The sequence below is a fragment of the Kosakonia sp. genome, assembly GCF_032104925.1.
In the GTDB taxonomy this organism is placed as follows: Bacteria; Pseudomonadota; Gammaproteobacteria; order Enterobacterales; family Enterobacteriaceae; genus Kosakonia.
The window spans coordinates 98,302-109,126 of sequence record NZ_DAMCGF010000002.1 but is presented as its reverse complement, the minus strand read 5'-3'; the positions used below and the strand labels follow the sequence as shown (position 1 = coordinate 109,126).

The window sequence follows — 10,825 nt, the reverse complement described above, 5'->3', positions numbered from 1 at the left end:
GCCGGGTATCGCTGCCCGGCTTTTTTATTTTGCAGGCCAGATAAGGCGTCACCGCCATCCGGCAAGTTTTCCCGAATTACAGTACCGCCGGGTAGAACGACAAACCGCGAGCCAGCAGGTTCGCCGGATCTTTTGCGGGCTGCACACCATGGTCTTCCAGCGTCAGCGCTTCCAGGTCACCATGAACATGGGTATTTTCCAGCAAATAACGGGTCATACGCACTTTCGCCCACGGCCATGCCAGGAACAGCGTGACGCCACACACCAGCATATTGGTAATGGAAATCCAGAACATACGCCCCATCGCCACCGTCGAGGAGAAACGAATGTTCCCTTCCAGCGTCAGTTGCCCGTAAATATAGGCGCGCAGTTTCACAAACGCGAAAAGGAAGCAAACTATCGCCCCGGCAATATAGATCAAATAGCTCAGCACCAATTTGCCGTAAATCGGCCCCATCATCATCGCTAATTGTTCCGGATCGCCACCTGCTGCGTAGGCATTCTCTTGCAGAGTCATCAGTGACGGCATAACCAGTACCATTACCAGCAAAATAAACGGTACAAACAGCAGCATCGATAGCACCACAATGGTGATGCATTTTTTCATTGAAATTTCAGCGGAGAATTTCAGTTTGCCGTACTGCAAATTATTAATCAGCATGCCAAACCATTGCGCAACATATACGCCCTGCATAATGGCAATCCCCAGCAGCAATACCAATGTACCGATACCAATTATCACAGAAATAGCGCCATATGAGCCGCTACTTAATGCAGACGTCACAAAGAGGGAGAACACCACCACCGAGGCGATAATAACCAGCAACGGGCATCCCATCATCACCCACCAGGCACGCAACGGACTGGCGTAGAAATTAAAACGCACACCGTTAATCTCTGTCATCAGCATTTGATAACGCAGGCCCTGAGTAATCAACCACGGGAAGAAAATCAGGAACAGCCCCATCATACAGAGCTGTAACAGCACGTTCTGGTAGGCCACGTTAATAAAGAAAATCACATACAGCACCAGCAGGCAGAGCCAGCCGACAAAAATAGAACGCCCGGTCGCGTGATAAGAAAAACGCGCACCGCTAAGTTCAGTATTCTCATAAAAATAACGACGCGCGCGCACTAACGCCCACGGCAAATATAACCCCAGCGTTATTAAGGTCAGTAAAATATTAACCAGCCAAACCACGAAATAGCCTTTCCCGCTGCCCTGAAAGAGAAAACGGCGCACGGGAACCGCCACGGAACCATGAGTTTCGGGAGTCATAACAATCCTTATCGAAAAAAGAAGCCAGGAAAAAGGCAGTCAACCATAACAATATTGCGAAATGGTTATCTCCACTATTAAGTCTAAATAGCTGCCGGTCAAAAAAATAGCGCCCAATATTCCTGGTCTTGCCAGAACGCCCCTGTAGTGGTATTAAGCAGGATCAGCTTATAACCCCGAAAACAGAGTGCAGAGATGAATGTGACCGCGCCGGTAGAGGTAAAAATGCGCCGGATTGCTGCCGCCGACAACGCAGCAATCGCATCTGTGATCCGCCAGGTATCTGCGGAATATGGCCTCACTGCCGATAAAGGCTACACCGTTGCCGACCCCGAGCTGGATGAGCTCTATCAGCTTTATAACCGACCGGGTTGCGCCTATTGGGTGGTGGAGCAAAACGGCGAAGTCGTGGGCGGCGGCGGCGTCGCGCCGCTGAAATGTAGCGAGCCGGATATCTGCGAACTGCAAAAGATGTATTTCCTGCCCAGCGCGCGTGGGCAAGGGCTGGCGAAGAAACTGGCGCTGATGGCGCTGGAACATGCCCGCGCGCAGGGCTTTAGCCGCTGTTATCTGGAAACCACTGCATTTCTGACCGATGCCATTGGGCTTTATGAGCACCTTGGTTTTGAGCATATCGACGGCCCGCTCGGCTGCACCGGTCACGTAGACTGTGAAGTGCGGATGCTGAAAACGCTGTGACGCCAACGCGTACCGGCGTTTTACACCGGTACGCCGCTGTGAAAACGAAACTCCGCATCCGGTGTGGAGATAAGCGCCGCTTCCACTTCGCCGAAATGGCGTACGCGCGGGCTGATATCCGTAGTCGAAATCTGCTGCGCCAGTGCCAGGTAATCCTGATAATGGCGCGCTTCTGAACGCAGCAACGACAGGTAAAATTTCTGCAAGTCATCGTCAAGCCACGGCGCCAGTGCAGCAAAACGCTCGCAGGAGCGCGCTTCGATATAGGCGCCGCAGATTAACTTATCGACCAATGTCAGCGGTTCATGCGTGCGAACCTCTTTGAGCATCCCTTTCGCATAACGGCTGGCGGTAATTTTCACGTAGGGAATGTTACGGGCGAGCATCGCTTCCCGCACCTGCCAGAAGTGGTGCAACTCCTCTTTGATCAGCAGCACCATGCTGTCAATCAGCGCCTGGCCCCAGGCATCGTCCGTTTGCGGCATCACACTTTTGCCAATCTGCTTATGCAGCGCGACAAAATCCGGCTCCGGTCCTTCGCGAAAGGTAAATTCTTCATAGGGTTTCAGCCACGCCAGTAGCGCGTCCGACCCGCTTTTATCCGCCACATAACGGCGCACCAGCAGCATGGCGGTTTGCGCCGCTTTCAGTTCACACACCATATGATCGGTAAGCAGCAGCGGCAGCATTGATGGATCGCGTGCTTTGTCCAGCCAGGATTGCGGTGTCGGGCAGTGCAGGAAGTTTAAAACCGGGGAGAGTATTTGCGGGTAATCCATTGTGGTTCCTTGCATTGCGGCAGCGAGCGCTGCCGCAATATTTACTCAGTGACGAACACCGTCATCTTCTTCGTCGACGTAATCCTCGTCGTCATCGTCACCCTCTTCGCCGTTCGGGTCTTCGTAGTAGGTTCCCCAACCGTCGTATTCCACATCGAATTTCTCAGCCAGGTTAAGCAGTTGCTCAACTTGCGCGTCGATCAAATCGGCATTCAGCGCGCTTTCGCTCAGCACATCGCAGCAGATAACCACTTCACCTTCGTCCAGTTCCAGCTCTTCCGGCTCTGTTACTTCGTAGCCCAGTTTAAAGGCTTCAACAGCGGCTTTTTCCAGCGTTTCGAAATCATCTGCCGACAGGTGATGCTCAATGGTATACAGCGCATCAGGATCGCTGCCGTCTTCGAGCAGTTCTTCAATAATCAAACGCGTCTCTTCGCGCTGTTCTTCCAGGTGTTCCGGGTTCGCCATGGCTCGTTCCTCATCAATGTGGCAGATACACTTATTGTCACACACCGCTGGCATTGCCTCCACTCCTCGCCGAAAAGATTTATATCCCGGGGTTGCAAATGCATATTCATACATATAAATTGAATTTTAATTCAATAAGTGGCCTTCGCCATGTGAGGGGAATATGTCCGCGTTTTATCAAAAGCATTTTTTGAAACTGCTCGATTTTACACCTGCTGAAATCAATACCCTGCTGCAACTCGCCGCTCAGCTGAAAGCAGATAAGAAAAAAGGCCAGGAAGTCCAGAAACTTACCGGGAAAAATATCGCGCTCATCTTCGAAAAAGACTCAACCCGCACACGATGCTCTTTCGAAGTTGCCGCATATGATCAGGGTGCTCGCGTGACATATCTCGCCCCAAGCGGCAGCCAAATCGGGCATAAAGAGTCAATTAAAGACACCGCGCGCGTGCTGGGGCGCATGTACGACGGCATTCAGTATCGCGGTTATGGCCAGGAGATTGTCGAAACACTGGCGCAATACGCCGGCGTGCCGGTGTGGAACGGCTTAACCAATGAATTTCACCCGACCCAGTTGCTGGCCGATCTGCTGACCATGCGCGAGCACTTGCCGGGCAAAGCTTTTAACCAGATGAAACTGGTTTATGCCGGTGACGCGCGTAACAACATGGGCAACTCGATGCTGGAAGCCGCCGCGCTGGTGGGTTTGGATCTGCGCCTTGTCGCGCCAAAAGCCTGCTGGCCGGACGCGAGCCTGGTCGCCGAATGCAAAGCGCTGGCGGTGAAAAACGGCGGCAACATTCTGCTGACGGAAGATATCGCGAGCGGAGTGAAAGACGCCGATTTCATTTACACCGATGTGTGGGTATCGATGGGCGAAGCGAAAGAGAAATGGGCGGAGCGTATCGCGCTGCTGCGGCCTTACCAGGTCAACAGCAAAATGTTGTCGCTCACCGGCAACCCGCAGGTGAAATTCCTGCACTGCCTGCCCGCGTTTCATGACGATAAGACCACGCTCGGCAAAAAAATGGCAGAAGAGTTTGGACTGCACGGCGGCATGGAAGTGACTGACGAGGTGTTTGAATCACCGGCGAGTATTGTGTTTGATCAGGCGGAAAACCGGATGCACACCATCAAAGCGGTGATGGTCGCCACCTTAAGCCAGTGACCTAACAAGCCCGGTTGCGCAGCGCGACCGGGCATTACGCTTACGCCATCAGCAGTTTCACCACCACTTTACGCACCTGGGCTGGCGCGTTTACCGCACACAGCGGTTTGTGCACTTCACCCGGGTAGAACACCACAAAATCCCCTTCGTTCAGTACCACGGTTTTTTCCTGCACGCCTTCCGGCAAAAAGGCGATGTCTTTATCCGCCAGCCAATCGGTGTCCGGCGCGCCCGCAGGCTGGGTGCTAAAAGTCATCCCTTCCTGGCCTTTCAGCACAATCTGGATATCCAGATAACGGGCGTGATACTCGGCGCGGCGTTCTGCAAACGGCTGGGTCATATCTTCAGAAACGAGGAAAAACAGGCGGTTGCCGTCGATATCATGTTTGCCAACAGGCGTGGCATCGGTAACGTGCTGCTTAACGTGCTCAATAGCCTGGCGCAGCTCTTCCGGTAGCCAGGATTGTAAATTGTGAATATTGCCAACGATCATGATGTAGCCCTCAACATAAAACATCGTTTCATTTTCAGCTTTTATACGAAAATTCACACTGCCATACCACCACTTTTTACGGGAGATTTGTTGCAACGCATGTTTATCGGAAAATATGTTATATGCCTGTTAAGGCCGATTACGCTTTTATGCAGCATAGATGCATAAAGCCGACGCCAGTGCGCGGGCGAAAAGTTGTTACCCACTGATTAACAAGTATTTATTTAAATAAACCTTTCCCGATCACACTTCAGCAGCCTGGTAATTTGCGCATTCATTCACTGGTTATTTCCCTTTTTTGCGCCCGGCAGCACCGCTCTATTCATTTTTATGCATATCTATTCCATTCACTGTTGAAAAAACTTATCAATCAACGGGTTACATATTCATAAAAATGGATGGATAGATACAAAACAATAACAACCATGAATAAGTTCAGCCGTTAATGCGTAAGCATTCATCCTGATAATTAGGCTAATTGTCTATTCTCTGATGCGAATCATGCATTTGAACGGCGGCGATTTAATTCCCTATTCGACGTGAGCACAATCACACTATTAATTCTTACGGCTTCTACTATGAGCCATGAAATTAATCGTTATTAACGCGCGATGAAATTAATCACATTTCATTGCCGCCCCCTTTTTATTCTGAAAAAAGTTAAAGGAATAATTATGGAAAAGCACTACGTCGGTTCTGAAATAGGTCAATTGCGTAGCGTTATGCTGCACCGCCCCAATTTAAGCCTGAAACGGTTAACACCCTCGAATTGTCAGGAGCTGTTATTCGATGACGTGTTATCAGTCGAGCGCGCCGGGGAAGAGCATGACGCCTTCGCAAACACGCTGCGCGAGCAGGGTGTGGAAGTCCTGCTGTTGACCGATCTTCTGACACAAACGCTTGATATTGCAGAGGCAAAAGCCTGGCTGCTGGAAATGCAGATCTCCGATTATCGCCTTGGCCCGACCTTCGCCGCAGACGTGCGCAGCTGGCTGGCGGATATGCCGCACCGCGAACTGGCGCGGCGGCTCAGCGGTGGACTAACCTACGGCGAGATCCCGGCATTTATTAAAAATATGGTGGTTGATACCCATACAGCGAATGATTTTATTATGAAGCCGCTGCCCAACCATTTATTTACCCGTGACACATCGTGCTGGATTTATAATGGCGTGTCGATTAATCCGATGGCTAAACCGGCCCGCCAGCGTGAAACGAATAATCTGCGTGCTATTTATCGCTGGCACCCTGCATTCGCCGATGGCAATTTTATTAAATATTTTGGCGACGAGAATATTAATTACGATCACGCCACCTTAGAGGGCGGCGATGTATTAGTCATTGGTCGCGGCGCGGTATTAATTGGCCTCTCTGAACGAACCACGCCGCAGGGCGTGGAATTTCTTGCCAATAGCCTGTTCAAACACCGCCAGGCCGAACGCGTTATCGTCGTTGAACTGCCAAAACACCGTTCCTGTATGCACCTCGACACGGTGATGACCCATATCGATATCGACACTTTTTCCGTTTACCCCGAAGTAGTGCGCAAAGACGCCCAGTGCTGGACGCTCACTCCGGACGGGCGCGGCGGTCTGCAACGTACGCAGGAAAGCGACCTGCTGCACGCCATCGAAAAAGCGCTCGGTATAGACCAGATCCGGCTTATTACCACTGGCGGCGACGCTTTTGAAGCCGAACGCGAACAGTGGAATGACGCCAACAACGTCCTCACGCTGCGCCCCGGCGTAGTCGTCGGCTACGAGCGCAATATCTGGACCAACGAGAAATATGACAAAGCCGGGATCACCGTGCTGCCCATTCCCGGAGATGAGCTGGGACGTGGGCGCGGCGGTGCACGCTGCATGAGCTGCCCACTGGAACGCGACGGCATTTAAAGGAGCCATCATGGAAAGAAAACCTACCCTGGTTGTCGCGCTGGGCGGCAACGCGCTGCTAAAACGCGGCGAACCGCTGGAAGCGAACATCCAGCGCCAGAACATTGATCTTGCCGCGCGTACCATCGCCGGGCTGACCGCGCAGTGGCGCGTGGTGCTGGTACACGGCAACGGGCCGCAGGTCGGCCTGCTGGCGCTGCAAAACAGCGCTTACGACAAAGTTACCCCCTACCCGCTCGATATTCTCGGTGCGGAAAGCCAAGGGATGATTGGCTACATGCTGCAACAGTCGCTGAAAAACAGCCTGCCACAGCGCGAAGTGAGCGTACTGCTCACCCAGGTGGAAGTCGACGCCAGTGACCCGGCGTTCAGCAACCCGAGCAAATACATCGGCCCGGTTTACAGCGAGGCGCAAGCCCAGACGCTGCAGCAGGAGAAAGGCTGGGTATTTAAGGCTGATGGTCGCTATTTCCGCCGCGTTGTGCCCTCCCCGCAACCCAAACGCATTGTCGAAAGCGACGCCATTAGCGCGCTGATAAACCGCGATCACCTGGTGATTTGCAACGGCGGCGGCGGCGTGCCGGTGGTGGAAAACGCCAACGGCTACCACGGCATCGAAGCGGTGATCGACAAAGATCTCTCAGCGGCACTGCTGGCGCGACAAATCGAAGCCGACGCGCTGTTGATTCTTACCGACGCCGACGCGGTGTACCTCGACTGGGGCAAACCCACGCAGCGCCCGCTGGCGCAAGTCACCCCGGACATGCTGCAGGGCATGCAGTTTGACGCAGGCTCGATGGGGCCGAAGGTCGCCGCCTGCCGCCAGTTTGTTGAGCAGTGTCACGGCATTGCGGGCATCGGCGCGCTGGCGGATGGTCCGGCCATTCTCGCCGGGGACAAAGGCACATTGATTCGTTACTGATTTAAAAAAGGAAATCTCATGAGCATCAACCTGAAAAACCGCAACTTTCTCAAACTGCTCGACTACACCCCGGCGGAGATCCAGTACCTGATCGATCTGGCTATTCAGCTCAAAGCAGACAAAAAAGCAGGTCGTGAAAAGAAAACGCTGGTCGGCAAAAACATCGCGCTGATTTTTGAAAAAACCTCCACCCGCACCCGCTGCGCGTTTGAAGTCGGCGCATTCGATCAGGGCGCGCAGGTCACTTATCTCGGCCCAAGCGGATCGCAGATTGGCCACAAAGAGTCGATGAAAGACACCGCCCGCGTGCTGGGACGTATGTATGACGGCATCGAATATCGCGGTTACGGCCAGCAGATTGTGGAAGAACTGGGTCAATACGCAGGCGTGCCGGTGTGGAACGGGCTGACCAATGAATTTCACCCCACGCAGATCCTCGCCGATCTGATGACCATGCTGGAACACGCGCCGGGCAAACGCTTGTCGGAATTACGTTTTGCTTATCTGGGCGATGCGCGCAACAACATGGGCAACTCGCTGATGGTCGGCGCAGCGAAAATGGGCATGGATATTCGCCTGGTGGCACCGAAATCCTTCTGGCCAGAGGCTGCACTGGTGGAACAGTGTCGCGCCATCGCCCGTGAAACCGGCGCGCGCATCATGCTCACCGAGGATGTGGAAGAAGGCGTGCATGGCGTTGATTTCCTCTACACCGATGTGTGGGTGTCGATGGGCGAGCCGAAAGAAGCGTGGTCTGAGCGCGTCAGCCTGATGAAACCCTACCAGGTAAACGCTGCGGTGGTGAAAGCCACCGGTAATCCGCAGGTGAAATTTATGCACTGCCTGCCCGCGTTTCATAACGAGCACACCAAAGTGGGCGGCGAGATCGAAATGGCGTATGGCCTGAAAGGGCTGGAAGTCACCGAAGAGGTTTTCGAATCGCCTAACTCTATCGTTTTTGATGAAGCAGAAAACCGGATGCACACCATCAAAGCGGTGATGGTGGCAACCCTCGGCGACTAACCACTCCCCCGGCGCGCCGCGGGTGCGCCGGGGTTAAGGAGCACATCATGGGCAAGTTCAAGTTCCCTTCCGCTTACACCATCCTCTTTTTGTTGATTGCCATTGTCGCCGCGCTCAGTTGGGTGATCCCCGCCGGGCAATACCAGATGGCAATGAACCCAGCCCTCGGTAAAGAAGTACCGATTGCCGGTACTTACGCACATGTCGCCGCGCATCCTCAGGGGGTAATTGCGGTGATCATGGCGCCAATAAGCGGCCTTTACGATCCTGATACCGGCCAGGCCGGCGCAATTGATGTGGCGCTGTTTATTCTGATCATCGGCGGGTTTCTGGGCATCGTCACCAAAACCGGTGCCATCGACGCCGGGATCGAGCGCGTCACCACCCGTTTGCGTGGCCGTGAAGAGTGGATGATCCCGATCCTGATGGCGCTGTTCGCCGCAGGCGGCACCATCTACGGTATGGCCGAAGAGTCGCTGCCGTTTTATACGCTGCTGGTTCCCGTGATGCTCGCCGCCCGTTTTGATCCGGTTGTCGCCGCCTCCACCGTGCTGCTCGGCGCGGGGATCGGCACGCTGGGATCGACCATCAACCCGTTCGCCACAGTGATCGCCGCTAATGCCGCAGGGATCCCGTTTACCCACGGCATCCTGCTGCGCGTTGCGCTGCTGGTGATAGGCTGGGTGATTTGCGTTGCGTGGGTGATGCGCTACGCCCGCAACGTGCGCGCCAACCCGGCGCGGTCGATCGTCGCCGACAAGCAGGACGAAGATCGGGCGTTTTTCCTCGGCAATAAATCGCCGGAGATGCTCGAATTCACGCCGGTGCGCAAACTGATCCTGCTTATTTTCGCGCTGGCCTTTGTGGTGATGATTTACGGCGTGGCGGTGCTCGGCTGGTGGATGGCGCAGATTTCGGCGGTGTTTCTGGCAAGCGCCATCATCGTGGGTTTGATCGCCCGCATGAGCGAAGAGGAGCTGACCTCAACATTTATCAACGGCGCGCGGGATCTGCTGGGCGTAGCGCTGATTATCGGCATTGCCCGCGGTATCGTAGTGATCATGGATAAAGGTATGATTACTCATACTATTTTGCACAGTGCCGAAGGCATGGTCAGCGGGTTATCCACCGTCGCGTTTATCAACGTTATGTACTGGCTGGAAGTGGTGCTGTCGTTCCTCGTGCCCTCGTCCTCTGGCCTTGCGGTGCTGACCATGCCGATTATGGCGCCGCTGGCCGATTTCGCTAACGTCAACCGCGATCTGGTCGTTACCGCGTACCAATCGGCGTCCGGCATCGTCAACCTGGTGACGCCTACGTCGGCGGTGGTGATGGGCGGGCTGGCTATCGCCCATGTCCCCTATGTGCGCTACCTGAAGTGGATCGCGCCACTGCTGGCGATATTGACGGTGGTGATCATGGCGGCGCTCAGCCTTGGCGCTCTGCTGTAGCGCGCCGGGTGGCGCTTTGCTTACCCGGTCTGTGGCTAATATACAGGCCCGGTAAGCATGGCGTTGCCGGGCGTTTTGTTTCGGCAACCAATACGGGAAAAGAGATGATGGAATATGGAGATTATTCACCGAAAGAGCAGCTACAACTGGCGGTATGCCAGCGCCTGATTAGCGAAAAAAGTTATCTTTCACAGGAGGAGATCCGGCGCGATTTGCAGCGCCACGGCTTCGACAGTATCAGCCAGTCCACCGTTTCCCGCCTGTTGAAGCTGCTCGGTGTAATCAAAATTCGCAACGCCAAAGGACAAAAAATTTATTCGCTGAATCCGCAGTCACGCCCGGTGCCGGACGCCGCCCGCTCCGTCTCCGAAATGGTGGTTAGCGTTGAGCACAATAGCGAATTTATCCTTATTCACACCGTGGCGGGATATGGCCGCGCAGTGGCACGTATTCTGGATTACCACCAGTTGCCGGAGATCCTCGGCGTGGTGGCAGGAAGCAGTATCGTCTGGGTCGCGCCGAGAATAGTGAAGCATACGGCGCTGGTGCATAAGCAAATTAATTATTTACTTAGAACGCATTAATATTCAAAGAGAACCGTTTGCATTGCGTAAAATGTGCATCAATCGCTTGATCCGCGAAAACAGC

Annotated in this window: 12 protein-coding genes; 8 read left to right on the top strand and 4 right to left on the bottom strand. The window is 54.0% G+C overall.

All coding sequences use genetic code 11. From position 1 onward, the window contains the following. Window positions 1-76: 76 nt before the first annotated feature. Window positions 77-1,279, bottom strand: coding sequence for a YjgN family protein (locus tag RT644_RS03615; protein WP_097406644.1), 1,203 nt, complete (start codon window positions 1,277-1,279; stop codon window positions 77-79). A 195-nt stretch (window positions 1,280-1,474) separates the two neighbouring features. Between RT644_RS03615 and RT644_RS03610 the strand changes: the two genes are divergently transcribed. After that, window positions 1,475-1,978, top strand: a complete 504-nt coding sequence (locus tag RT644_RS03610) for a GNAT family N-acetyltransferase (protein WP_020456315.1) — start codon at window positions 1,475-1,477, stop codon at window positions 1,976-1,978. A gap of 20 nt (window positions 1,979-1,998) precedes the next feature. On the opposite strand, the gene miaE is transcribed toward RT644_RS03610, so the two are convergent. Beyond that, window positions 1,999-2,757, bottom strand: a complete 759-nt coding sequence (gene miaE / locus RT644_RS03605) for a tRNA isopentenyl-2-thiomethyl-A-37 hydroxylase MiaE (RefSeq protein WP_017459077.1) — start codon at window positions 2,755-2,757, stop codon at window positions 1,999-2,001. A gap of 45 nt (window positions 2,758-2,802) precedes the next feature. Next, on the bottom strand, window positions 2,803-3,225 hold the full coding sequence (rraB, locus tag RT644_RS03600) for a ribonuclease E inhibitor RraB (RefSeq protein WP_017459078.1): 423 nt from the start codon (window positions 3,223-3,225) through the stop codon (window positions 2,803-2,805). 98 nt (window positions 3,226-3,323) lie between these two features. On the opposite strand from rraB, the gene argL reads away from it, so the two are divergent. After that, entirely contained in the window at window positions 3,324-3,419 is a 96-nt protein-coding gene (gene argL, locus RT644_RS23610) for a putative translational regulatory protein ArgL (protein ID WP_238328355.1), read from the top strand. Beyond that, window positions 3,389-4,393, top strand: a complete 1,005-nt coding sequence (argF, locus tag RT644_RS03595) for an ornithine carbamoyltransferase (RefSeq protein WP_020456314.1) — start codon at window positions 3,389-3,391, stop codon at window positions 4,391-4,393. Before argL ends, argF (RT644_RS03595) begins: the two co-directional genes overlap by 31 nt. A 40-nt stretch (window positions 4,394-4,433) precedes the next feature. On the opposite strand, the gene RT644_RS03590 is transcribed toward argF (RT644_RS03595), so the two are convergent. Continuing rightward, window positions 4,434-4,886, bottom strand: a complete 453-nt coding sequence (locus RT644_RS03590) for a YhcH/YjgK/YiaL family protein (protein ID WP_269232443.1) — start codon at window positions 4,884-4,886, stop codon at window positions 4,434-4,436. A 674-nt stretch (window positions 4,887-5,560) separates the two neighbouring features. On the opposite strand from RT644_RS03590, the gene arcA reads away from it, so the two are divergent. The 5 genes from arcA (at window position 5,561) to RT644_RS03565 (ending at window position 10,761) form a co-directional block, all read left to right on the top strand. Next, the gene (arcA, locus tag RT644_RS03585; RefSeq protein ID WP_020456312.1) at window positions 5,561-6,781 is read left to right on the top strand and encodes an arginine deiminase; all 1,221 of its coding nucleotides are present in this window, start codon (window positions 5,561-5,563) and stop codon (window positions 6,779-6,781) included. A 10-nt stretch (window positions 6,782-6,791) separates the two neighbouring features. Next, on the top strand, window positions 6,792-7,703 hold the full coding sequence (arcC, locus tag RT644_RS03580) for a carbamate kinase (protein WP_020456311.1): 912 nt from the start codon (window positions 6,792-6,794) through the stop codon (window positions 7,701-7,703). 18 nt (window positions 7,704-7,721) lie between these two features. After that, on the top strand, window positions 7,722-8,726 hold the full coding sequence (gene argF / locus RT644_RS03575) for an ornithine carbamoyltransferase (protein ID WP_313625714.1): 1,005 nt from the start codon (window positions 7,722-7,724) through the stop codon (window positions 8,724-8,726). A gap of 47 nt (window positions 8,727-8,773) precedes the next feature. Continuing rightward, window positions 8,774-10,177 (top strand): YfcC family protein, encoded by a 1,404-nt coding sequence (locus RT644_RS03570; protein ID WP_313625712.1) that lies wholly within the window; start codon window positions 8,774-8,776, stop codon window positions 10,175-10,177. A gap of 104 nt (window positions 10,178-10,281) precedes the next feature. Then, window positions 10,282-10,761: an arginine repressor gene (locus tag RT644_RS03565; protein WP_020456308.1), complete on the top strand. Its 480-nt coding sequence runs from the start codon at window positions 10,282-10,284 to the stop codon at window positions 10,759-10,761. The last annotated feature ends 64 nt before the right edge of the window (window positions 10,762-10,825 follow it).

What these genes read in the sequence shown, in the direction of transcription:
- RT644_RS03615 (WP_097406644.1), bottom strand. Translation starts at nt 1,279, where the DNA reads ATGACTCCCGAAACTCATGGTTCCGTGGCGGTTCCCGTGCGCCGTTTT.
- RT644_RS03610 (WP_020456315.1), top strand. Translation starts at nt 1,475, where the DNA reads ATGAATGTGACCGCGCCGGTAGAGGTAAAAATGCGCCGGATTGCTGCC.
- miaE (WP_017459077.1), bottom strand. Translation starts at nt 2,757, where the DNA reads ATGGATTACCCGCAAATACTCTCCCCGGTTTTAAACTTCCTGCACTGC.
- rraB (WP_017459078.1), bottom strand. Translation starts at nt 3,225, where the DNA reads ATGGCGAACCCGGAACACCTGGAAGAACAGCGCGAAGAGACGCGTTTG.
- argL (WP_238328355.1), top strand. Translation starts at nt 3,324, where the DNA reads ATGCATATTCATACATATAAATTGAATTTTAATTCAATAAGTGGCCTT.
- argF (WP_020456314.1), top strand. Translation starts at nt 3,389, where the DNA reads ATGTCCGCGTTTTATCAAAAGCATTTTTTGAAACTGCTCGATTTTACA.
- RT644_RS03590 (WP_269232443.1), bottom strand. Translation starts at nt 4,886, where the DNA reads ATGATCGTTGGCAATATTCACAATTTACAATCCTGGCTACCGGAAGAG.
- arcA (WP_020456312.1), top strand. Translation starts at nt 5,561, where the DNA reads ATGGAAAAGCACTACGTCGGTTCTGAAATAGGTCAATTGCGTAGCGTT.
- arcC (WP_020456311.1), top strand. Translation starts at nt 6,792, where the DNA reads ATGGAAAGAAAACCTACCCTGGTTGTCGCGCTGGGCGGCAACGCGCTG.
- argF (WP_313625714.1), top strand. Translation starts at nt 7,722, where the DNA reads ATGAGCATCAACCTGAAAAACCGCAACTTTCTCAAACTGCTCGACTAC.
- RT644_RS03570 (WP_313625712.1), top strand. Translation starts at nt 8,774, where the DNA reads ATGGGCAAGTTCAAGTTCCCTTCCGCTTACACCATCCTCTTTTTGTTG.
- RT644_RS03565 (WP_020456308.1), top strand. Translation starts at nt 10,282, where the DNA reads ATGATGGAATATGGAGATTATTCACCGAAAGAGCAGCTACAACTGGCG.